This window comes from Lactobacillus sp. M0390, from assembly GCF_016102085.1.
GTDB classification, from domain to species: domain Bacteria; phylum Bacillota; class Bacilli; order Lactobacillales; family Lactobacillaceae; genus Lactobacillus; species Lactobacillus apis.
On record NZ_JACFPH010000002.1, the window covers coordinates 181,369 to 203,865 of the forward strand.

Below are 22,497 nucleotides of genomic sequence, written 5' to 3' on the forward strand. Positions count from 1 at the left end.
TTCTTAATACTATTTAATTACATTTGCTCTATCTTCTAAATTTAATACTGAAAAATAGATTTATTCCCAATTTTCATCTTTTGATAATGGTAACTTGTGCCAATAATCAGGCTTATTCACCTGACGTCCACGTGCAATCGCCATATCATATTTGTTTACGTCCTTGGTAATAGTAGAGTCAGCTGCAACAAAGGCGTGATCTGAAATATTTACCGGTGCGATTAAAGTTGCCCCTGAGCCAATGAAGGCACGATCGCCAACATTAATGTGATCCTTTTTAATACCATCATAATTAGCAAAGATAGTGCCACAGCCGACATTAATGTCTTTACCTAAAGTTGCATCCCCAACGTAAGTCAAGTGACCAACCTTAGAATTTTCGCCAATTTCAGCATTCTTAACTTCAACAAAATTACCGATATGTGCACCCTTCTTGATGATTGAATTAGGCCGCAGATGCGAATTTGGTCCAATATCAGTGTTTTCAAACATTTGTGAGTTCTCAATTGTTGATGAAGTAACTGTTACATGGTCGCCAATAGTTGAATCAACAATCCGTGAGCCAGATGTAATTAAGCAATTACTGCCAATTTCTGTCTTGCCCTTAATAACAACATTGCCTTCAATAACTGTATCCGAACCAATTTTCACGTCTGAATCAATATAAGCTGTATCAGGATCAATAAAGGTTACACCATTACACATGTGCTTTTCATTAATCCGCTTTTGCATGATTTTGCTTGCTTGTGCGAGCGCAACACGATCGTTAACACCAATACTCTCACTAAAATCACGCATGCGGTATGCGCCAATTCGTTGACCTTCATTGCGCAAGATCTCCAATACATCAGTCAAATAATATTCACCTTGTGCATTTTGATTATTAACATGTTTCAGGGCTTCAAACAGCAGTTTATTATCGAAGCAAAAAACACCTGTGTTAATTTCTTTGATCTTCAGTTCTTCAGGACTGCCGTCTTTTTGTTCAACAATTCTTAAGACGTTATCTTGATCGTCACGGATAATTCTACCGTAGCCGTATGGGTTAGGTGCTTGCGCAGTTAAAACAGTAGCTGCATTGCCTTTAGTTTGATGGTAGTCAAACAACTTTTTAAAGGTCTCACTAGTAAACAGTGGTGTGTCACCAGTAATAACTAACGTGGCCCCATCTTTTCCTGCTAACTCTTTTTCTGCAGTTAAAACGGCATCACCCGTTCCCAACTGCTTTTTCTGCAGTGCAAATTCTGATTTTCCAGCTAATACCTTTTCAACGTCTTCTGCGCCTGTGCCAACAACAGTCACAATTTTGTCTGGTTCGATTCCCTGTGCAGCTTCAACAACGTGTTCAACCATTGTTTTTCCACACACTTGATGTAAAACCTTGTATAGCTGAGATTTCATTCTCGTGCCCTTACCAGCAGCAAGGACAACAACAAATTTTTTCATTATTTTTAGCCTCTTCTAATTTTTGATTTTGCCCACTTTTATTATTTCAAACTAAAAGCGATCATAATCGGTATGTGCGACTATGGTTCCTGGCTCAGCAATAATGACTTTCTTTTTACCGTCTACACGCTTAATTTTAACTAATGAAAGGTGACCTTCAATTAGCTTTTCATCTTCAAAATCAGCTTCACATAAAACACAGATACCAGCAATATTGCTATCGAATTCTCTAACTAGTTGCTGCATACCGGTCAAAGTACCACCGGCCATCATAAAGTCGTCTACTAACAAAACATTAGAGTGCTCATTCAAAACCCTTGTAGGTAATTCCATCTTGGACACACGATCAAGTGAAGAAGAAATGTAGTTAACAGAAACCGTTGCGCCTTCAGTTACCTTTGAGCGTTTGCGTGCAATAATAAATGGTACGTTTAAATAGCGCGCAACAGCTTGAGCTAGTGAAATACCCTTAGTTTCAATTGTCATTACCACGTCAATTTTAGAATATGCATAACGTGTGGCAATCAGCTTACCAATTTTTTCAAGGTCTTGCGGATTTCCTAAAATATCAGAAAGATAAACAAAGCCGCCCGCTAATATCCGATCCGGGTCCTCAATTCTTGCAGCTAAATCAGTTAAATAATTTTGCGCATGTTTTTTACCCCAAAAAGGAACGTAACGGACACCTCCTGAAGCACCCGCAACAGTTTCTAAGATACCATCCTGATTATTAGCTAAAGTATGTTTTAAGATTGCCAAATCTTCTGAAATAGATGACTTAGCAGCTCCATAACGCTTAGCGAAAAATGGTAATGGTATCAAGTCATGTGGGCGTTCCATTAAATATTTAGTCATATCGACCAATCTCTCTGAACGTTTCATAAAATCCCCTCTCTAATGTTTGTCTTTTGCCTGTTTCTACTATACACTGAACGACAAAAAAAGACACTAACATTTTACAAAATGTTAATGCCAAAAAGTATGATCTTTTTATTTTTAATCTAGCTTATTCAGCCGCATCATCAAATTTTAATGTGATATTTTTGGTTAACAAATCCGTGTAGCTATATGAAACATGTTCAAAGTTATTTTGGTCCTGATCCAAATCAACAACGAAAACAGCTGGGAATGTTTCCTTCAAGACCCCGCGTCTTTTGGTAACTTTCTTACGTCCTGCTCTTGCAACCACAGTCAAAGAATCACCCAAATGTGAATCTAATTTCTGCTTAATAGTAGTAATAGATGTTGGCACTGTTAACAACTCCTTTGAAGCTCTATTTTACTACAATATTATCATTTTTTCAATTCTTTTTAAGTGGTAGCCCAGAAGCTTCTCATGATTTTTGCGGTGAAATTGCGGCTGCAATTCGGATAAACTGCTTGATTGTGAGCTGTTCCGGTCTAATACGTGGATCCACTCCCAAAGAGTCTATCAATTGCTTTCGTTGATCAGGATCTGGTACTAAATTCTTTAAATTATTATTTAAAGTTTTGCGCCTTTGACTGAAACACATTTTCACTACCCAATTAAAGTGTTTCGGATCACCAACATCCATCTGTTCTGTCAAAGGAGTCAAAACAACTACACTTGAGTCAACCTTAGGGCGCGGAATAAATGAACTGCTTTTTACGTTTAGCGCAAGTTTGACTGTCATTTGCGTTTGAACCGCAATTGTCAAAGGACCATAAGCTTTACTATTTGGCTGAGCGTCTAACCGCTCAGCCACTTCTTCCTGCATCATTAGAGTTAAACTAGTGAAATTTAAGTTTGCTTGATTCAAAAAGAAAATAATTGGAGTTGTAATATAGTATGGTAAATTGGCTACAACCTTAATTGGTTTATTTACATCAAGAAAATCTTCAAAATCTGCCGGAAAGTCTGCCTTTAAAATGTCCTTCATCATTAATTTAAAGCGGTCATCAAGTGGGACGCCATCTATTTTAGCAGGGAGTTCATTATATAAAATTTCTGGTAAACTCTCATCAACTTCGTAGGCAAAGACCTTTGCACCTGCAAGCAAGAGCTGCTCCGTTAACGAACCAATCCCTGGTCCAATTTCAATTACTTGATCACCAGGTTGAATTTCAGCTGCCTGAACAATTCCCTTAATTGCATCTAAATCAACTAAAAAGTTTTGTCCTAGGTTCTTCTTCGCCTTAACAAAGTAGCGATTAATAATTGCTTGAGTCCGAACAGCGGAACCAATTGGAATCTCGTTATTCATTTTTTGCCTCCTTAACGGCTTGCTCAAGTTGCTTAAGCGTAATACCAAATGTGCATAACCGGTTGTAAAACTGTTTTGCGTTGCCATAACCGATACGCAAGCTAATTCCCACTTGCTCACGTAATTTTCGCGAATTGGGCCCGCTTGACAAACCCAGTTTTTGATAAGCTTGCTTGCTAATATCACTAGAAGGTGCTTGCTGTTCGTGTAAGTCGCTCAGAGCCTTAACAAGTGCCTGCCTTGATGCGTGCTCAACTCCCAGTGAATTGCCTTTTCCTTTTTTATGAGGATCGCCCTCTTTGCGTGTGATAAAAGCCTGTTTGGCATTAGGGACCGCCTCAGTAACTAATCTGCGAATTCTCTCACCATTAAGATCTGGGTCGGTTAAGACAATTATTTCACGTTTTTTCGCCAATTCTTTTAATTCAGTCAAGACCACCTGTGGCACATCAGAGCCATTGGTTTCGATTGTCTCGATGCCAGGAAAAAACTGTTTTAGGCGGATCGTATCATCTTTACCTTCTACCACTACAACGGCATTAAATTGTTTTTTAGTTAAGACCATATACCCTCATCGTATTTTCATAAGTTGCCTTGGCAACTTCTTCTAACGGAATGTCTTTCAATTCAGCAATTGCCCGTGCAACGTAATAAACGTTGCCAGGTTCATTTTGCTTACCGCGATATGGCTTAGGTGTTAAAAATGGTGCGTCCGTTTCAACTAGTAGCCGATCCATTGGCGTCTTCTTAGCGGCTTCATGAACTTCGGTTGCTTTGGTGAAAGACACGACACCAGAATATGAAAAGCAGACGTTTAAGTCTAAAAACTTTTCAAGCCAGGAAGCATCACCGTTAAAACTATGCAAAACTGCACCGTATTCCAGATTACTATTCTTCAAGATATCGTAACAATCGGCAAAGGCATCCCTTGTGTGAATGTCTACGGGCATTTTCAATTCATGCGCAACCTCTATCTGGCGTGCAAATACCTCGCGCTGCTGTTCACGTGGAGATTCATCCCAGTAATAATCAAGGCCGATTTCTCCAACTGCAACAACACCGGGTATTTGAAGCTGCTCAATTAACTCATCTTCAGCCTTTTGGTCGTAATCTTTAGCAACATCGGGACAGTACCCAACCATTGCATAAACCTGCTCAAAACGCTGATTAAGCTCAATTGCACCCCGATTAAACTCTGGATCTTGACCAACACAGATCATTTTATTAACACCTAATTGGCGTGCGCGATCAAGATAAAATTCTTCTTTACCTTGGAAAGGCCCATCTTGCAAGTGCGTATGATTATCAATTAATTCCATTAACCTAATTCGGCCCCAATTTCATGTTCGTCGCCAACAATTGCTAACTTAACTGTGCCACCTTTTTCGCTTGATAAAAGCATTCCTTGACTTAATTGACCAAGCATTTTACGTGGTTTCAAGTTAGTGACTGCCAAGACTTTTTTATCCAATAACTCGCTAGCATTTGGATAATATTTCCGAATACCACTTAGAATTTGACGTTCATCGCCATTACCAAAATCAAGTTGGAATTTTAATAGTTTACTTGATCCTTGGACAGGCTCAACTGAAAGAATCTTTCCAACTCTAATTTTGACTTTGTCAAAATCATCAATTGAAATTTCTTTTTCTTTGCCTTGTTCACTGCGGCTTTCTTTTTTTGGCTTTGCCTTAGCCATTTCATCCTTAATGTACTTAATTTCGTCTTCTGGTTTCAAACGTGGATAAATTGGCTTAGGATCACTGATAACTTTGACATTCCATGCAAAATTGCCAAATCCAAGTTGCTTTTGCTCAGAATTATCCCAATCAAGTCCCAATTGCCTAAACATTTCAACGGGAGTTCTAGTCATAATTGGTGCAATTAATAAGGCAATAGTTCTTAAACTTTCAGCTAAGTTGGACATTACACGCGACAAGTCCTCTTTTTTGCCTTCCTTATTTAGTTCCCAAGGAGTAGTTTCATCAATGTATTTATTTGCGCGACTAACTAGTTTCCAAATGTCTTCAATTGCTTGGGTAAAGTAAAGTTTATCCATATCTTTTTGATAATTAGCAATTGCCTCAGTGGCAACGCTAGCAAGCTCTTGACCGAACTCATCTTGGTCTTTAGCAACAGGCGCTACTTCACCATTTTGATATTGATTAATCATTGAAACTGTCCGGTTAAGCAAGTTGCCTAAATCATTTGCTAAATCGTAGTTAACACGTTCAACAAAGTCTTCTGGTGTAAAGACTCCGTCAGAACCAAATGGCAATGCACGCATTAAGTAGTAACGTAAAGCATCTACACCATAGCGATTTATGATGGATTCAGGATAAACTGCATTACCCTTAGATTTGGACATTTTACCGTCCTTCATTAGTACCCAACCGTGACCAATAACGTGCTTAGGTAACGGTAAGTCTAGTGCCATCAACATAATTGGCCAGTAAATTGTATGGAAACGAACAATTTCCTTACCTACTAAGTGGACATCTGCAGGCCAGTATTTCTTAAAGAGCGAGTCATCATCTGAACCATAACCTAGTGCAGTAATATAGTTAGACAATGCATCAATCCACACGTAAACAACATGCTTAGGATCGCTTGGGACGGGAATTCCCCAGGAAACAGTAGTACGAGTAACTGATAAATCTTCAAGACCAGGTTTAATGAAGTTATTAACCATTTCTTTTTCACGAGAATGAGGCAAAATAAATTCAGGATGGTCTTGGTAATATTGGTAAAGTCGATCAGCATACTTACTCATCTTAAAGAAGTATGATGGCTCCTTAACTAGTTGAACCTCATGACCTGATGGCGCCTTACCACCAATCACATTGCCTTCATCGTCCTTATAAACTTCTGCAAGTTGAGATTCAGTGAAATATTCTTCATCTTCAACTGAGTACCAGCCAGTGTATTCACCAAGATAGATATCGCCTTGTTTTAATAGTTGTTCAAAAATTTTCTGGACACCCTTAACGTGCTCTTCATCAGTAGTTCTAATGAATTTATCGTATGAAATATCTAGGCTCTTCCATAGCTTTTTGTATGTTACAACCATGTTGTCAACAAACTCTTGTGGCTTAATTCCTTGCTTTTCTGCTTTTTGTTCAATCTTTAAGCCGTGTTCGTCAGTACCAGTTAAAAAGAAAGTGTCATAGCCTTGGCTACGCTTGTAACGTGCCATTACATCGGCAGCAATTGTTGTGTATGCATTACCAATGGTTAAACGGCCGGACGGATAGTAAATTGGGGTTGTAATATAAAAAGTTTTTTTATCAGCCATATTCTGTTCTCCTTAAGATTCGTTTAATTTCATTATATTATACTACATCAATAAAAAAGAGAATTCCTCACGGAGTTCCCTTTTTTAGATATATTATAAAGATTTGCCTATTTAAATTAAGAATTTTTCATCTTTCATGTAGAAGTGTTTTACAATCATCGTCAACAAGATATAGAGAACTAAAATCACTAAAACAATCCAGATAAAGGAAATTGGCATTGGTCCAAAGCCTAATTTTTGTGCAAGGAAGGAAAATGGAATCAATGTTCCAATTACCCCTGCGCCAAAAGTAGACAAAGTAACGCTTGGCGATGCGTGCTGGCCAATAAATGGTAAGCGTGGATCACGTAAAGCATGAATAACCATTTCTTGTGTCCAAAGTGATTCAATAAACCAGCCAGTGTGGAACAATGCGATAAACGCTGCTTGTTTAGCTGGCCCAATTGCAGTAAAGCTGCCACCAACTAAATGTGGACAAATGACGAAGTACAGCAGTGCAAACGTCAAAATATCAAAAACGGATGAAGTTGGTCCGAAGTAGAACATGAATTTTGGCAGCTTTTTCGTTGACCAAGTACGCGGCTCACGCAAGAATTCATCAGACATATCATCAAATGGCAGCGATAGACAGCTAGTTCCATACAGTAAATCTAGTGCTAACAGTTGTAATGGCAGCATTGGTAAGAATGGCAAAAATGAAGAAGCAACCATAATCGACAGGATATTACCGAAGTTGGATGATAAGGTAATCTTAATATACTTCATCGTGTTACCAAAGACCTTACGCCCAATTCTAACACCTGTTTCTAGTACGTTCAGATCTTTGTGTAATAAGATAATGTCAGCTGATTCCTTAGCAATATCAACTGCTGTATCAACTGAGATTGAAACGTCTGCGGCTTTCATTGCAGGGGCATCGTTGATTCCATCCCCCATGTAGCCAACCGTGTGACCGTTGTCTTTCAATAAGTTTATAATGTTGGTTTTGTCTTCTGGAGATAACTTAACAAAAATATTGCACTCTTCCACCATTTTTGCCAATTCTTCAGGGCTCTTACCTTCTAAGTCTGCACCAGAATAGACAGTGTCAACATTCAAGCCAACTTGTAAACCAACTGTTCTGGTAACAGCTTCATTATCGCCCGTTAGAATTTTAACGGTAATTCCATCATCCTTGAGTCGTGCAAGGGCAGCCTTAGCACTTTCCTTTGGTGGATCAAGAAAGGCAAGGAAGCCGCATAGAATCAAATCACTCTCATCTTTAACAGAGAATTCACCAACGGGTGCTGGATTGCGCTTGTATGCCATCATGATAACCCGCAAGCCATCATCGTTCATATCATTGACTTTGTCCATTACCTTTTTCTTGCGTTCATCAGTAAGTGGCAAAATCTGTCCGTCAACCTCGATCTTAGTGGAAACAGCCATCATTTCCTCGGACGCACCCTTAGTTACCAAAAGGTGTTCACCGTGCTCACGGTCAGAATTTTCCACAACCACGCTCATTCTTCTTCTAGAAAAGTCAAACGGAATTTCGTCAATTTTGTTGTAGTCACGTTGAATTTCATTAATGTCTAGTTCATCACCGGCAGCTTCAATAATTGCCTTATCAATCAGGTTTTTCATTCCTGTTTGGTAGTATGAATTCAAATAGCCTAATTCCAAAACATGTTGGTTTTCGTGCAAGTTGAGGTCATAGTGACGCTCTAAAACCACTTTATCTTGAGTTAATGTACCGGTCTTATCAGTACACAGAATATCAGCTGAACCAAAGTTCTGGATCGAGTTCATCTTCTTAACAATCGTGCCTTTTTTAGACATTTCGATTGAACCCTTAACCAAATTGGTTGTAACAATTACCGGTAACATTTCCGGTGTTAAGCCAACAGCAGTTGCAATTGAAAAGATTAATGCACTAACCCAGTCACCCTTTGTTAAGCCGTTAATAATGAAAACAAGTGGTGCAATAATTGCCGTCATGATAATCAACAACTTAGAAACATTTTTGATGCCGACATCAAAAGCTGTATTTTTGACATCATTGTGTGAAATATCGTGGGCTAACTTACCAAACATGGTCCGTTCACCAGTGGCAAAAACCACGCCTAGTCCAGAACCAGAAACAATTGTGGTCCCTTCGTAAAGAACATTAGGGTAGTCGAGGTAATCTCGATCGGCACCAATTTTTGGTTTCTTAGTCGCAATCTTTTCTACTGGATTCGATTCACCGTTTAGTGAACTGGATGAACAGAACAAATCTTTACTATTTAAAAGACGCATATCTGCAGGAACCATGTCGCCTGCAGCCAGTCTGATGATATCGCCAACGACTACTTCGCTGGTATCAATTTCTTGGTCCTTACCGTCTCTGATAATGTCTGTTGTTACAGAAACCATCTTGAGCAGTGAATCGACCGCGTTTGATGACCGGACATTTTGAATAAAACTAGTTACTCCCGAAATAAATACCATGATTAACATGATTAAAACGGTAGTTAAATCTTTTTCTCCTGCTGGTACAAAAATATAATCTGTACATAGTGACAAAGCAGCTAAAACTAATATTACCAGTGTAAATGGTGTAATAAAGGCTTCTGCCAAAAAACGCAATTTTGAATTGTGCTGGGTGGACTCAATTGTATTTGCGCCATACTCCTCACGATTTTTTTCTGCTTGCTCAGTGGATAAGCCGTCACTACTTGCATGTAGTCTAGCTAAAGTTTCAGACCTGCTTTCTTTGGCAATTGCCTTCACCAGTTCTAAATCCTTGTTGCTGGTTGCCTCATTTGGTTTTCTCAGCATTATTCTCACTCCTTTTTTCAAAGAACTCAAACAAACTAAAAAAGGGCCGCCTACATACCGCTGGCGACCCCTTTAAAACAAGGTATCATTAATACTCGTCGTTCAGTTTTAACACTACGTGACGTAAGCTTAGAGCTAGCTATCTGGTTGCCGCCTTATGTCGACGGAAACTATTTGACTCGTTGGCATCTCTGGATGTTTCCGGGCGATAGCATATGTTCACGTAGGAGTCTCACCTAACAGTTTATTTGTTGCTATTTAATTTTCATATTGAGTGTAATATATCAAACTATGCTAAGTCAAGTTATTTAATTTATTTTTTCAATTGCATATTACTCTTGAAGAAATATAATAAGCCACCGATTACGAGTACTAGTGCCAAGGCAATCGGTAATGCCAGACGGCGCGGATGTGTAAGCTGTGTCCTTTCATCGTTTGATAAATCATATTTATCTAGTGCATATTGGTAACGCTGATCAATTGTGGTGGCGCAAGCTCTAAAAACAAACCGCAAGCCCTTATTAAACTCTTTTTTATTATTGCTTCGAAGCTGATCAGATTGTGACCGAATAATGTTACCCCTAATGTCAGCAGTAAAGGCACTATGCAAATCCTTGCTGGAATAGATCTGAACATTTTTCTTTTTGTCCTTATAACCCACAATAATAAAGACAGTGCGCTTATACTTACTTAATTTCTTAGGTGTTAAATGATCAACCCGGTTGACTGTTTTTACAATAATCTTGGGTTGCTCACTGGTTTGTAAATAGCGGTTGTTTTTCTCCTTAATTAACTTGCTAGTTTCTTTTTCTACCAAATTACAGTTATCGTGTAAATCTGGATTTGAAAAAGCGGTCGTTGTTAGAAAAAGACCGATCAGTGCAATAACTGCTACTAGCTTAGTTTTCAGCATCTTCCAATTTACGTGCCAATTGCTCCACGTAATTTCGGTCGATTTTAATTTGCTCATAAGGAACCCCACAATCTTTAAACAGTGCAATTGTTAACGGACTGTCGTGATAGTCAAAATAATAATTAATCTTCTTAACTCCAGCTTGAACCAGCGACTTGGCGCAATTATAGCATGGAAAATGCGTGACATAGATCTCCGTACCATCAGTTGAAACGCCATTACGAGCGCACTGAATAAGCGAGTTCATTTCGGAGTGAATGGTGCGTACACAATGCCCATCAACCAGTTGATGGCCAACATCATCGCAGTGTGGTTCATTCGTAACAGAGCCATTATAGCCCGTACCAATTATCCGGTTATCCTTAACCAGAACACTACCAACGAGCGCACGATCACAGGTAGAACGTTGGGCAATTACCAACGCCTGCATCATAAAATATTGCTTCCAAGGAATCCGATCACGCATCTTTTTTACCTCTTAAAATAGTTCAAACCGATTGCATCCCTTACCTCACTTAAGGTTTGATTTGCAACCTGGTTGGCCTTTTCCGAGCCTTCGATTAGCATTTCATAAACTTCATCTTGCTTTTGTTCATATTCTGCTCTACGCTCGCGAATTGGTGCCAATTCATTTTCAAGCACTTCATTTAAATAGCGCTTAATTTTGACGTCACCCAAGCCACCTTTTTGGTAATCTTCTTTTAATTGCGCTACCTTATTCTTATCAGGATCGAAAATGTCGAGGTAAGTGAAAACAGTATTGCCTTCAACCTTGCCTGGATCTTCAACGTGAATGTGATCAGGGTCAGTGTACATTGACATGACCTTTTTCTGAACAGTTTCAGAATCATCTGATAGATAAATCGCATTACCTAAAGATTTTGACATTTTGGCGTTACCATCGAGTCCTGGTAAACGACCCTGACCTTTTTCAGGAAAGTAACCTTCTGGTTCAACCAAAACATTGCAGTCATAAACGCGGTTAAACGTGCGAACAATTTCACGTGCCTGCTCAAGCATTGGCTCTTGGTCATCACCAACTGGCACTAGCGTTGCCTTAAACGCAGTAATATCAGCTGCCTGTGAAACTGGGTAGTTCAGAAAGCCAACCGGAATGGAATCATTAAAGTTCTTTTGCTTAATTTCAGCCTTAACTGTTGGATTACGCTCCAAGCGGCTCACAGTCACAAGGTCCATATAATATGCCGTCAATTCAAATAGTGCAGAAATTTGTGATTGCACAAAAATGGTTGATTTTTCAGGGTCAATGCCAACAGCCAAATAATCCAATGCGACTTGAATGAGACTATTACGAATTTTTTCGGGATCGCGAGCGTTATCAGTTAATGCTTGTGTATCAGCAATCATGATATAAGGCTGATACTCCCCTGAATTTTGTAGCATTACCCGATTTTTTAAGGAACCGATGTAATGTCCAACGTGGAGCTTTCCGGTTGGACGGTCACCCGTCAAAATAACTTTTTTAGCCATGGTTTTTACCTTTCTGAAAACTTAAAATTTATTTTAATGTAATAATTATAGTTAATTCTACCAAAAATCAAGCAATGATTAAACATGGAGGATAAAATGTGCAATCAATTTCAGCTGCCTACCTTAGCAGATATTAAAAAATACTTAGTAAATGACTTAAACCTACCATTAATTGAACCCGATAAGAACTTACCACAAAATCAGGCAGTTTTTCCAAAAGGGGCCGCTTCAGTGTTGCTATACCAAAATGATCAGCTTCAACTCCAGTCAAAAGCTTGGGGTTACCCTAGTCCATTTGACCACCAAAAGGTGCTTTTTAACGCACGCGTTGAACGGTTTTTTGAGCAAAAGAAGTCAATGTGGGATTCTTCCTTTGCTAAATATCGGTGCATCATTATTGCCAGCCAGTTTTTTGAATCCAGTCGTGAAACTTATGTTGCTACTAACAACCATGAATATCATGAGCGCTATTATTTCCAAACTGCCAATGAACCATTAACCTTGATTGCAGGCATCTATCAAAAAGACCATTTTTCAATGGTTACCACACAACCGTCAGCAGCATATGCCAAAGTGCACGATCGGATGCCGCTAGTGATCAAACCTAGCGAATTGCGTCAGTGGCTCTTTCAGGACTTTTCATCCCTCGTTGATCGTAGTCACTTTCAGCTCACAAGTGCCAAGCTTCCTCAACGGCAGTAAGTATCTTTTTAAAATAACTTCAACTTCTTCATAAGCTAATTACCAAATCTGTGCTTGGTTTCAAAAAAGAAACATGGTAAACTATTTGAGTAATGCGGGTATAGTTTAATGGTAGAACGTTAGCTTCCCAAGCTGAAGATGCGGGTTCGATTCACGCTATCCGCTTAACAAGAAAAAGGCAACGATTAATCATCGTTGCCTTTTTTGTTTTATGTTATTTTGCTTAAGTCATAATAATTAGAATTACGCTATTTAGGACCGCCAAGTAGATTGGCATCCAAATTGTCTGAGTATGCAGATACGACCATGCAAATATTGCGCCAAAAAGCGCATTAACTAGCAAAAGCGCAATTGAATCTTGCCAGTTTAGCAAACTAAACAAAACGCCTGAAACAATAATACCCAAAACTGCTGTCATTACTGTGTTTTTGCGAAAAGCGTAATTGAACAAGAAACCAGTAATCAAGAATTCCTGTAAAACTGGTATAACCACACCCAACGCCAATACGAGAAACCAATAGGCTAAAGTCGATTCATGTTGCAAATAAGCAATCTGAAAATGATACATTTTTAATTTTCCAGTTGATTGTAGCCATGAAACAAAAATGCGTAAGACTGTTATAACAATTGTTGAAGCAATAATTAAGCCAAAGTTATTAAGCCAGGAACCAGAATAGCTTCTATCGAAAAAGCGTTGCTCACGATTAAACCGGTAAATAAAAAATAGCAACACCATCAAAGAAATGGTTATAAACAAAATCAAATCCCAGATGTGAATTGGTGAATTCATCGTAACCAGTTTGAACGCGCCGGCAACCATCAAGTAACCAATTAAATAGAAAATATAGCGTATTAGGTTACCCTGTCTTGATGCTGGTGTATTCACTATCAATTACCCCTATCTCTTTGTGTACCCTACAAATTCCATATTATAGCAAAAAAAGACTACTTTATGAAACACCAGCACCATTTTTCACTTAAGAAAAACTAAGCACTAATCATAAGCATTACCGCCATTATGGCCACCAACTAAGCTACTACGCTTAATTGCGGTTGCACCATGAAGCAGGCTTGACGCCTTGACTAAGCTTGTAAAACCATATTTTTGTCTTATTTGATCAACTGTTTGATCAATTTTTTTCTTTTTAATCTGTTGACTTGGTTGCACAAAAAAGGTTAATTGTTGGTAATTATCGGGATGCAAATCGCCACAACTCACGCCTAAGGCACGAACCCTTTCTCCATGCCAGTTTTTGCGAAAAAGGGCAAGCACTTCTGCTGCAATTGTATCATTATCATTAGTTGGACAAACTTTTTGCTGAACGTTAAAGCCTTTTCGTTTGCCCTTAAGCCGATATTTTGAAAAGTTCACCATTAGGCTAATGCATCCCGTCTGCACTCTATGCGATCTAATCCGAGCTGCCACTTGTTCACTAATTTCACGCAAGACAATCTCTATTTCACGCTGATCCGTATAATCTCTTGTCAAAATTTGTGAATTGCCATAGTTCTTCATTTTGGGAAAATACTGTTCTCTAATAATGCTTCGGTCAACCCCCCAACTCATTGCAAATAACTGTTCGCCCATTACGCCAAACTCTTTTTTTAGAATTGCAGGATCTGAATGTGCTAGTTCATACATATTATTAATGTTAAGCCGGCGCAGATGCTTTGCTGTGCGTTTGCCAATGCCACAGACTTCTTCCATGTCTTTAATCTGCCAGATGGTATCTGGAACATCAATGTAGTGCCAATAGTCAATCATTGAGTGACGATGCTTAGCTGAGATATCCATTGATAATTTAGCCAATAAGGGATTTTCCCCTATTCCACATGTGGTATAAAAGCCAAGCTTATTTTTGATTTCGAGCTGTATCTTACGTGCAACTAAATAAGGATCATCGCCAAATAAATGCCAAGATTTTGTCATGTCAATCATGCTTTCATCAATGGAATAGGGATGAATATCTTCATCAGCCGCAAATTGACGAAAGATTTCAAGTATCTGCGTACTGCGCTTAATATATAAATTCATATGTGGGGGCACCAAAATTAAGTCAGGTGCCTCTTTTTTGCTAGGAACATCACGAACCCGCATTACATTATTTAGACCATATTTTGCCTTAGCTAAGGGCGAAGCAGCCATGATTAAGCCAGAACCGTAACTTTCCTCATCTTGCTGATGAGACGCAACTGCCAATACCGCCTTCATTGGATTAAGACCTAATTCAATTGCTTCGCAGCTAGCAAAAAACGATTTATTATCAATCATAAACACTACATTATGAGGTTCATAACGATAATCATACATTTTTTACCACTTCCATTCCGAACTCTTGTTTGTATTACAAATTATACAAACGTAAGTTCGATTCGGCAAGGATTTTTTATTCAACTGCAAGAATTGTCACTTGGTATTCACCCGCAGGAGCTGCAACCTTTACCACTGCTCCAGCTTCTTTTTTATTTATTGCCTGGCCCAAAGGTGAGTCAAAGGAAATTTTGCCTTCGGCAATATCAGCTTCCATTCGTCCAACGATCTGATACTTTTCTGTTTCTTCATCATCATCAAAACGAAGCGTTACTGTTTTACCTAAATCAACTTTGCCATCATCGTTCTTTTCAATTACTTCAGCATATTTCAATTGCTTTTCAAGGTAGCGCAAACGGCTTTGCAGGTGCCCCAAGTCTCTCTTAGCCTCTGTATACTCGGTATTTTCCGATAAATCACCAAGTGATCGGGCCTCCTGCAAAATTTTGATTCGTCTTGGTCGGTCCTTTTTTAAACGAGCAATTTCTTCTTCAATTTTTTGGTAGCCTGTTGGCGTCATTTTCTGATAATAAACCAAAGTTTTATCTCCTTTTTTACTTTTTCGCAAAAAAATTATACAAGTTTTTTTCTTGATATATCAACGTTTTGTTCTATTTTTTAGCACTCGATGAAGAAAAGTGCTAAAAAGTTGTTCACTTTTCGAATAATGGTACTATAATATTAATTGTAAGGAAGAAATGAAAGTCTTTACTTACATATTTAACTAAATTGAAAACAAAAAAATTGAAAGGAAGTTTTAAATTATGGCAAATGATATGATGAATCGTCGTAATGACTTATTTGATGCAATGAATGATTGGTTTGATCTTCCTAGAAAGTTTTTTGACGATACTAATGTTGCCAAATTAATGCAATCAGATGTAATTGAAAACGATAAAGAATATGTGATTAAAGTTGATATGCCAGGAATGGATAAGAGCAACATTAATCTAAGCTACAATAATGGTATTTTAAGCGTTTCAGGCTCAAGAAAGTCATTTAAAGATATGTCCAAGGACAACAGCCTTATTCATCGTGAAAGAATCGATGGTCACATTTCTCGTAGCTTTAGATTACCAAATGTAGTTGCAAGTGAGATCAGTGCAAAGTATGATAATGGTGTATTGACTATTACTTTACCAAAACAAAGTTCTGATCAAAGTGATAATTCAATTCAAATTGATTAGCTTATTTATATTTTAATTGCAAGAAGTTCTAGATAAGTTGCCAATACAAATAATTCTCTAAAGTGGGTTCAGCTATTGAACCCACTTTTCTTTTAGATTAAAATAGAAAGTAATTTAAAATTAGATTAAAAAAGGAGAATTATCTATGGGACATCAAGTTACTGTCCAAGAACTAGAAAAGTTTACGGACAATTTTAATCAAAACCCTAAAAATCAAGTAGTTGCACGTGCAACTCAAAAAAGTGGTGTGTTAGCTGCTGCTTACAATGAACGGGTACAAGGCGAACTAACTCGTGTTTTCTCAACAGAATTAGACACAGAAAACGTTACTAATCAACGTCAATCTGGTCGTTGCTGGGAATTCGCCACATTAAATATTTTGCGCCACAACTTTGGTAAAAAGCATAACTGTAAGAATTTTACTTTTTCACAAAGTTACAACTTCTTCTGGGACAAAATCGAGCGTGCAAACATTTTTTATGACAACATTTTGGACACAGCAGACAAGCCCCTCAACTCACGGACAGTTAGAGCTATTTTAGAAGGTGCCGGTCAAGATGGTGGTCATTTCCACATGGGAGCTGCTTTGATTGAAAAATATGGTGTTGTACCTTCTTATGCAATGCCTGAAAGCTTCAATGCTAATAACACCAGTGCCTTGGGTAAGGCTTTGGGTGACAAGTTGAAGAAAGACGCTTTGGTTTTGCGTAAATTAAAGCAAGAAGGAAAAGACGAAGAAGTCGAAAAAGCACGTGAACAATTTTTAGGTGAAGTTTACCAAATGACAGCAATTGCTGTTGGTGAACCACCAAAGAAATTCGATTTGGAATATCGTGATGACGATAAGAAATATCACTTAGATAAAGACTTAACCCCACTCGAATTTTTGCACAAGTACATGGGCGATGTTGACTTTGATGACTACGTTGTGTTAACAAATGCACCTGATCATGAATACAACAAGCTCTACGGCTTACCATTCGCTGACAACGTTGAAGGTGTCTGCCGAATCAAGTTCCTAAACTTGCCAATGGAGTTTTTGGAAACTTATGCAGTTAACCAATTAAAAGACGGCGAAGCTGTTTGGTTTGGTAATGATGTTGGTATACAAAGTGACCGTAAGGCAGGTTACCTTGATAACAATCTATACAAATTCAACGAGTTGTTTGGCGTTGATTTAACAATGTCTAAGGCTGACAGATTACGTACTGGTGCTGGTTCAGCTACTCACGCTATGACGCTAGTTGGTGTTGATGAAGATAACGGTCATATTCGTCAATGGAAAGTTGAAAACTCATGGGGCGAACAAAACGGGGACAAGGGCTTCTTCGTTATGAATAATGACTGGTTCAAGGACTATGTCTACGAAGTTGTCGTACACAAGAAGTACTTAACTTCTGAACAACTTGCCTTGGCAGAAGGCCCAATTACAGATCTTCCTGCTTGGGACTCAATCGCTTAAACTAAAAATAGGCAAAATAAAAGAGTGAAGTTCAAAATTATGAACTTCACTCTTTTTGTTTATTATTTTGCACGCATAAGTAATTCGTCAAACTTCTTGAAGAATAAATCTTTGTCTGCTTTAGTTACTAAAGTTATTTCACGGCCATTTGGATCTTCTTCCATTCGGCCAGCAGCAGTTCCCTTAGTGATGACTTTTACTTTACGTTTTTCTGCTGTTAAAACAACTTCAGGATAAAGTGCACTGATAACAGTTAAAATATCCCAAAAGTATAGTTGAGCTGTTTGAATTGGTGGATTAACTAGAAGACTATAAGCTTGGCCAGCCAAGTCAACAGCTGGATACTTGCGTAAACCTGCCCAGTGCATCTTCAATTCATTTGTTAGCGGTAGTTCCTCACTACTTTCTAGGCCAATGACTTCCATTGGAATATTTGAAGCTAGTACACGCTCAACAGCGTATGGATCCCAGAATGCATTCCATTCTTGCGTGCCATCTGCATTAACTTGGACAACATTTCCGTGACCATCAAGGGAGCCGCCCATCCAATAAAGTTTTTCAATTTTTGTTTCAATTTCAGGAGCAGCATCTAGGGCACGAGCCAAGTCAGTCAATGGACCTGTCATAACAACAGTTACAGGCTCAGTAGCATTTTCGAGCTTAGTGACCATGTCTAAGTGAGCAGGTTGGTCTGCTTCCTTGGTAACCATTTTGCCTGATTCATTGAGAATTGGTAATGAATTGAAAGAGTACGATGCTGTCCGCCAAGCTTCAGGAAACTGGTTAACAGCACGTGAATTTGACTTAGCAACTTCTAGCTTATCACCGCGCGTATTAAAACGATCGGTTAACTTACGGCAGACCTCAACTGATGGATCAACATAACCGTCGGCATCGATTGCACCAACACCAAGCAACTTGATTTCTGGTGCTTGTAAAAACAATAGGTATGATACTAAATCATCGATATTACCATCGTGATTGAAATAGAATTCTTTCATTTTTCTCCTTATTTCGACTTAATATAATTTTGACCATCAGCAGCTGGTGCAACTGACTTACCAAAGAACAGAACTAGGATCACAATCGTGATTACATATGGTGCAATCTGCATGTAAACGGATGGAATATGGTTGAAAAATGGTAATTGATTACCAATAATACTGATACTCTGAGCAAAACCAAAGAACAGTGATGCAAGCATCGCACCAATTGGGTTCCATTTACCAAAAATCATTGCTGCTAAAGCCATGAATCCTTGACCTACAATGGTCGAAATTGAAAAGTTACCGGAAATTGCTTGAGCAAAAACAGCACCACCAATTCCGCCTAAAAAGCCAGAAATCAGAACACCAGCATAGCGCATCCCATAGACATTAACACCCATTGTGTCGGCTGCTTGTGGGTTTTCACCACAGGCACGTAAACGCAAACCAAAGCGCGTTTTATACAATACCCACCAAAGGATAATTGAAACGATAATTGCTACCCAAGCAGGAGCAGAGGTGTTCTTAAACAAAATTGGTCCAATGACTGGAATATCAGCAAGACCAGGAAAACTAAAGTAACCAAAGCTTTGAGTGATATTTTCAGTTTGACCTTTATCATAAATTGCCTTTACCAAAAAGACGCCTAGTGGTGGTGCCATTAAGTTAAGCACAGTACCACTGATTACGTGGTCAGCGTGGAAATTAATCGTTGCTACAGCATGCAACAATGAAAATAGCAATCCAACAACGCCGCCAACTAGTAAGCCTAACCATGGTGTCAACTTACCAAAAGTTGAAGCAAAGGTCAGATTGAAGACAACTGAAGAAAAAGCGCCCATCGTCATGATACCTTCAAGACCGACGTTAGTAATACCAGAGTTTTCACTATAAACCCCGCCTAGAGCTGTAAAAACTAGTGGCGTAGAGTAAACAAAAGTTGACGAAACCAATAAAGATAATATTCCAACTAAATTCATTACCTTTGTCCTCCTTCAGTTGACGTTGTATTTGCAGTATTAGTGACGTCTGTCTTTTGTTCAGGCTCTTCAACTGATGCTTTGCGGGTCTTAAATAGAAGTCCAATGACATATTGAATTGCCACAAAGAAAATAATTGCCGCAATTACAATCGAAACTATTTCATAAGGAATACCCGCAATTGTTTGCATTCCTAGGCCACCGATTTTCAAAATTGAGAACAAAATGGCTGCCAGCAAGATACCGATTGCAGTTCCGCCACCAAGTAGCGCAACAGACAAACCGTCCCAACCAATGTCCAAACTAGTAGTCTGGGTAAAGTAGTTTTGGTAGGTTCCAAGTCCCTGAACAACACCACCTAAGCCAGCAAAGCCACCCGAAAGAAGCATCGAATAGATAATATTCTTTTTCGTTGACATTCCGGCATAGCGACTCGCAAATGGATTAGCACCAACTGAGCGAATCTCAAAACCAGTCGTTGTCTTTTTCATTAAGTACCAGTAAATGAAAACACCGATTAAGGCTAAGAAAATACCTGCGTTAATTCTAGAATCGCCAAACATTGAACTCAACCAATCAATTTTCAAACTACCGTTAGCAGCAATTGTCTTAGTTGTGTCGGTATCAATTCTCAATTTGCTAGACATAACTTGTTGCATCAAGTACTGGCAGGAATAGAGCACAATGTAGTTCAGCATGATAGTAGTAATAACTTCATTTGTTCCAAATTGTGCACGCAGCCAACCGGCAACACCAGCTACAGCAGCACCTGCAAGGGCACCTGCAATAACTGCTAATGGCAGTAAGATAACTTTTGGCATGTTCGGATTAGCAAGTACAATCCAAATTGAGGTTAACCAACCGGCTTGTGCCTGACCAGGCAAACCAATATTAAAGAAGCCGGCACTTGAAGCAATGGCAAAGCCAATTGCAGTAAAAATAAGCGGCGTCGCTTCACGGATTGTTTCACCAATTCCATTCATGTTGCCTAAAGCACTAGAGAACATTGATGAATATGCTTCAAACGGATTATAGCTCCAGATCAACATAATCAATGCACCAACTAGAAAACCAGCAAAAATAGAAATTAGTGGTACTAAGATTTTTTTCGTTTTTGGTGTTACTTTAAGCAAGAGCGTTGCCTTCTTTCTTAATGCCAGTCATTAACAAGCCTAATTCTTCATCGCTTGTTTCTTCCGGCTTAACTTCACCAGAAATGTCGCCATCATGAAGAACAATAATTCGATCAGACAATTGCATAATTTCATCTAATTCATAGGAAATTAGCAAAATTGCTTTTCCTTTTGCACGTTCAAGCAAGAGTTGCTGGTGGATATATTCGATTGCACCAACATCAAGGCCACGAGTAGGCTGAAAGGCAATAATCAAATCACTGTCAAGATCTAATTCACGTGCAATAATTACCTTTTGTTGATTACCACCGGATAAGTCACTTACTGGCAAACTGCTACCAGTCGTTCTAATATCAAACTTTTTAATCAACTCATCGGCATGTTGATGAATTAAATCATAGTGCATTACATGGTGACTTGAATACGGTTGATGATAGTAATTCTGTAACGCCAGATTATCCGAGATTGAAAATGGTAAAATTAAACCATATTTTTGCCGATCGGAAGGAATATACGAAACGCCCTTTTCGGTGATTTTTCGTACCTTCTGATTGGTCATATCTTCATCATTAATACTTATCTTGCCGGAATCAACATGTTGCATTCCCGTCAAAGCTCGTACTAATTCATCTTGTCCGTTGCCATCAATCCCGGCAACACCCAAAATTTCACCAGCACGCAGGTCAAATGACAATCCCTTTAATGCAAGAATACCTTGCTTGTTCTTAACCTTAAGGTCATTAACTTTAAGTGTAGTTTTCCCTACTTCAGCACTAGGCTTATCCAGCTTCATGTTAACGTGACGGCCAACCATTAATTCAGCCAAGCGGTTATTAGTTACACCGCTAACATCAAAGGTACCAACGCTTTTACCTGCCCGGATAACCGTAACCCGATCTGCAGCACGCTTGATTTCTTCAAGTTTATGCGTAATCAGAATGATTGACTTACCTTCTTTAGCTAGCTCTTTAATAATTTGAATAAATTCCGTAATTTCTTGCGGGGTCAAAACGGCAGTTGGCTCGTCAAAAATCATGATATCAGCACCACGGTAGAGCACCTTAAGGATTTCTACTCGTTGTTGCTGCGCAACTGTAATTTCACTAACCTTCTTTTTAGAATCAATGTTCAAATTATAGCGTTGCGATAACTCCTCAATTTGTTGTTGCGCCTTTTTAAAATCTAGCTTTGGTCCTTTAGTAGTTTCATGACCTAAAATAATATTTTCTAAAACCGTGAATGACTCCATCAACATAAAGTGTTGGTGAACCATTCCAATTCCCAAGTTCTTGGCAACAGTCGGATTTTTAATTTCAACTTCTTGCCCACGAACATCAATTTCACCAGAAGTTGGCATTAGCAAACCAGACAAAATACTCATCAAGGTTGACTTGCCAGCACCATTTTCACCAAGAAGAGCTAGGATTTCTCCTTTGCGCAAAGTTAGATTAATGTCATTATTTGCTTTAAAGCCATTAAAATCTTTGACAATATGCTTCATCTCGATTACATTCGTCGTATTTTCCATTTTGCTTATATTTCTTTCTATAAAAAACTCTTTGTA

Annotated in this window: 21 protein-coding genes, 1 tRNA gene and 1 riboswitch; of the genes, 4 read left to right on the top strand and 18 right to left on the bottom strand. The window is 38.7% G+C overall.

What is annotated here, in order from left to right:
• Positions 1 to 60: 60 nt before the first annotated feature.
• From glmU to trpS, 11 genes are all read right to left on the bottom strand, one after another.
• Positions 61 to 1,446, bottom strand: coding sequence for a bifunctional UDP-N-acetylglucosamine diphosphorylase/glucosamine-1-phosphate N-acetyltransferase GlmU (glmU, locus tag H3R25_RS04920; protein WP_198194463.1), 1,386 nt, complete (start codon positions 1,444 to 1,446; stop codon positions 61 to 63).
• Between the two features lie 51 nt (positions 1,447 to 1,497).
• Positions 1,498 to 2,328, bottom strand: a complete 831-nt coding sequence (gene purR, locus H3R25_RS04925) for a pur operon repressor (protein WP_046307710.1) — start codon at positions 2,326 to 2,328, stop codon at positions 1,498 to 1,500.
• A gap of 124 nt (positions 2,329 to 2,452) precedes the next feature.
• Positions 2,453 to 2,698 (bottom strand): Veg family protein, encoded by a 246-nt coding sequence (locus H3R25_RS04930; protein WP_046307712.1) that lies wholly within the window; start codon positions 2,696 to 2,698, stop codon positions 2,453 to 2,455.
• 82 nt (positions 2,699 to 2,780) lie between these two features.
• Positions 2,781 to 3,671 (bottom strand): 16S rRNA (adenine(1518)-N(6)/adenine(1519)-N(6))-dimethyltransferase RsmA, encoded by an 891-nt coding sequence (gene rsmA / locus H3R25_RS04935; RefSeq protein WP_198194464.1) that lies wholly within the window; start codon positions 3,669 to 3,671, stop codon positions 2,781 to 2,783.
• Positions 3,664 to 4,236: a ribonuclease M5 gene (gene rnmV / locus H3R25_RS04940; protein WP_198194465.1), complete on the bottom strand. Its 573-nt coding sequence runs from the start codon at positions 4,234 to 4,236 to the stop codon at positions 3,664 to 3,666. Before rnmV ends, rsmA begins: the two co-directional genes overlap by 8 nt.
• Complete coding sequence (locus tag H3R25_RS04945) at positions 4,223 to 4,990, bottom strand: TatD family hydrolase (protein WP_198187777.1); 768 nt, start codon at positions 4,988 to 4,990, stop codon at positions 4,223 to 4,225. The genes rnmV and H3R25_RS04945 overlap by 14 nt, the downstream gene beginning before the upstream one ends.
• On the bottom strand, positions 4,990 to 6,966 hold the full coding sequence (gene metG, locus H3R25_RS04950; RefSeq protein WP_198194466.1) for a methionine--tRNA ligase: 1,977 nt from the start codon (positions 6,964 to 6,966) through the stop codon (positions 4,990 to 4,992). Before metG ends, H3R25_RS04945 begins: the two co-directional genes overlap by 1 nt.
• A 111-nt stretch (positions 6,967 to 7,077) precedes the next feature.
• On the bottom strand, positions 7,078 to 9,768 hold the full coding sequence (gene mgtA, locus H3R25_RS04955; protein WP_198194467.1) for a magnesium-translocating P-type ATPase: 2,691 nt from the start codon (positions 9,766 to 9,768) through the stop codon (positions 7,078 to 7,080).
• 86 nt (positions 9,769 to 9,854) lie between these two features.
• A riboswitch (M-box (ykoK) riboswitch) is annotated at positions 9,855 to 10,019 on the bottom strand.
• Between the two features lie 62 nt (positions 10,020 to 10,081).
• Positions 10,082 to 10,738 carry a TPM domain-containing protein gene (locus H3R25_RS04960; RefSeq protein ID WP_370567428.1) on the bottom strand — a complete coding sequence of 219 codons (657 nt, stop codon included), beginning with the start codon at positions 10,736 to 10,738 and terminating at the stop codon, positions 10,082 to 10,084.
• A complete protein-coding gene (locus H3R25_RS04965) occupies positions 10,668 to 11,147 on the bottom strand; it encodes a deaminase (protein ID WP_109715831.1) in 480 nt (159 codons plus the stop codon). Before H3R25_RS04965 ends, H3R25_RS04960 begins: the two co-directional genes overlap by 71 nt.
• Before the next feature lie 5 nt (positions 11,148 to 11,152).
• Positions 11,153 to 12,172 (bottom strand): tryptophan--tRNA ligase, encoded by a 1,020-nt coding sequence (gene trpS / locus H3R25_RS04970; protein ID WP_198194468.1) that lies wholly within the window; start codon positions 12,170 to 12,172, stop codon positions 11,153 to 11,155.
• Positions 12,173 to 12,268: 96 nt separating this feature from the next.
• On the opposite strand from trpS, the gene H3R25_RS04975 reads away from it, so the two are divergent.
• Together H3R25_RS04975 and H3R25_RS04980 are read left to right on the top strand one after the other, a co-directional pair.
• Positions 12,269 to 12,874, top strand: a complete 606-nt coding sequence (locus tag H3R25_RS04975) for an SOS response-associated peptidase family protein (RefSeq protein ID WP_198194469.1) — start codon at positions 12,269 to 12,271, stop codon at positions 12,872 to 12,874.
• Positions 12,875 to 12,968: 94 nt separating this feature from the next.
• Positions 12,969 to 13,039 (top strand) — tRNA-Gly (locus tag H3R25_RS04980).
• Positions 13,040 to 13,097: 58 nt separating this feature from the next.
• Here H3R25_RS04980 and H3R25_RS04985 read toward each other — a convergent pair.
• From H3R25_RS04985 to greA, 3 genes are all read right to left on the bottom strand, one after another.
• On the bottom strand, positions 13,098 to 13,760 hold the full coding sequence (locus H3R25_RS04985; protein WP_187158363.1) for a CPBP family intramembrane glutamic endopeptidase: 663 nt from the start codon (positions 13,758 to 13,760) through the stop codon (positions 13,098 to 13,100).
• A gap of 108 nt (positions 13,761 to 13,868) precedes the next feature.
• Positions 13,869 to 15,185 carry a nucleotidyltransferase gene (locus H3R25_RS04990; RefSeq protein ID WP_198194470.1) on the bottom strand — a complete coding sequence of 439 codons (1,317 nt, stop codon included), beginning with the start codon at positions 15,183 to 15,185 and terminating at the stop codon, positions 13,869 to 13,871.
• A gap of 76 nt (positions 15,186 to 15,261) precedes the next feature.
• Complete coding sequence (greA, locus tag H3R25_RS04995) at positions 15,262 to 15,723, bottom strand: transcription elongation factor GreA (RefSeq protein WP_198187788.1); 462 nt, start codon at positions 15,721 to 15,723, stop codon at positions 15,262 to 15,264.
• Between the two features lie 226 nt (positions 15,724 to 15,949).
• Between greA and H3R25_RS05000 the strand changes: the two genes are divergently transcribed.
• A complete protein-coding gene (locus H3R25_RS05000) occupies positions 15,950 to 16,372 on the top strand; it encodes an Hsp20/alpha crystallin family protein (protein ID WP_046307732.1) in 423 nt (140 codons plus the stop codon).
• Between the two features lie 145 nt (positions 16,373 to 16,517).
• Positions 16,518 to 17,834, top strand: a complete 1,317-nt coding sequence (locus H3R25_RS05005) for a C1 family peptidase (protein ID WP_109715836.1) — start codon at positions 16,518 to 16,520, stop codon at positions 17,832 to 17,834.
• 62 nt (positions 17,835 to 17,896) lie between these two features.
• Here the strand turns inward: H3R25_RS05005 and H3R25_RS05010 are convergent, their stop codons facing one another.
• From H3R25_RS05010 to H3R25_RS05025, 4 genes are read right to left on the bottom strand one after another with little or no spacing between them, the layout of a single operon-like run.
• Positions 17,897 to 18,835, bottom strand: a complete 939-nt coding sequence (locus tag H3R25_RS05010; protein ID WP_122035982.1) for a nucleoside hydrolase — start codon at positions 18,833 to 18,835, stop codon at positions 17,897 to 17,899.
• Positions 18,836 to 18,843: 8 nt separating this feature from the next.
• Positions 18,844 to 19,800, bottom strand: coding sequence for an ABC transporter permease (locus H3R25_RS05015; protein ID WP_046307737.1), 957 nt, complete (start codon positions 19,798 to 19,800; stop codon positions 18,844 to 18,846).
• Positions 19,800 to 20,933 (bottom strand): ABC transporter permease, encoded by a 1,134-nt coding sequence (locus H3R25_RS05020; RefSeq protein WP_198194471.1) that lies wholly within the window; start codon positions 20,931 to 20,933, stop codon positions 19,800 to 19,802. The genes H3R25_RS05015 and H3R25_RS05020 overlap by 1 nt, the downstream gene beginning before the upstream one ends.
• A complete protein-coding gene (locus H3R25_RS05025; protein ID WP_198194472.1) occupies positions 20,926 to 22,461 on the bottom strand; it encodes an ABC transporter ATP-binding protein in 1,536 nt (511 codons plus the stop codon). The genes H3R25_RS05020 and H3R25_RS05025 overlap by 8 nt, the downstream gene beginning before the upstream one ends.
• Positions 22,462 to 22,497: the final 36 nt, after the last annotated feature.

Bases quoted from the DNA above. Each gene is read 5' to 3' on its own strand.
- glmU (WP_198194463.1), bottom strand. From the start codon at position 1,446: ATGAAAAAATTTGTTGTTGTCCTTGCTGCTGGTAAGGGCACGAGAATG.
- H3R25_RS05015 (WP_046307737.1), bottom strand. From the start codon at position 19,800: ATGAATTTAGTTGGAATATTATCTTTATTGGTTTCGTCAACTTTTGTT.
- trpS (WP_198194468.1), bottom strand. From the start codon at position 12,172: ATGGCTAAAAAAGTTATTTTGACGGGTGACCGTCCAACCGGAAAGCTC.
- purR (WP_046307710.1), bottom strand. From the start codon at position 2,328: ATGAAACGTTCAGAGAGATTGGTCGATATGACTAAATATTTAATGGAA.
- H3R25_RS05010 (WP_122035982.1), bottom strand. From the start codon at position 18,835: ATGAAAGAATTCTATTTCAATCACGATGGTAATATCGATGATTTAGTA.
- H3R25_RS05005 (WP_109715836.1), top strand. From the start codon at position 16,518: ATGGGACATCAAGTTACTGTCCAAGAACTAGAAAAGTTTACGGACAAT.
- rsmA (WP_198194464.1), bottom strand. From the start codon at position 3,671: ATGAATAACGAGATTCCAATTGGTTCCGCTGTTCGGACTCAAGCAATT.
- H3R25_RS04945 (WP_198187777.1), bottom strand. From the start codon at position 4,990: ATGGAATTAATTGATAATCATACGCACTTGCAAGATGGGCCTTTCCAA.
- H3R25_RS05025 (WP_198194472.1), bottom strand. From the start codon at position 22,461: ATGGAAAATACGACGAATGTAATCGAGATGAAGCATATTGTCAAAGAT.
- H3R25_RS04975 (WP_198194469.1), top strand. From the start codon at position 12,269: ATGTGCAATCAATTTCAGCTGCCTACCTTAGCAGATATTAAAAAATAC.
- H3R25_RS04960 (WP_370567428.1), bottom strand. From the start codon at position 10,738: ATGAGCAAATTAAAATCGACCGAAATTACGTGGAGCAATTGGCACGTA.
- H3R25_RS04990 (WP_198194470.1), bottom strand. From the start codon at position 15,185: ATGTATGATTATCGTTATGAACCTCATAATGTAGTGTTTATGATTGAT.
- mgtA (WP_198194467.1), bottom strand. From the start codon at position 9,768: ATGCTGAGAAAACCAAATGAGGCAACCAGCAACAAGGATTTAGAACTG.
- rnmV (WP_198194465.1), bottom strand. From the start codon at position 4,236: ATGGTCTTAACTAAAAAACAATTTAATGCCGTTGTAGTGGTAGAAGGT.
- H3R25_RS05000 (WP_046307732.1), top strand. From the start codon at position 15,950: ATGGCAAATGATATGATGAATCGTCGTAATGACTTATTTGATGCAATG.
- metG (WP_198194466.1), bottom strand. From the start codon at position 6,966: ATGGCTGATAAAAAAACTTTTTATATTACAACCCCAATTTACTATCCG.
- H3R25_RS04965 (WP_109715831.1), bottom strand. From the start codon at position 11,147: ATGCGTGATCGGATTCCTTGGAAGCAATATTTTATGATGCAGGCGTTG.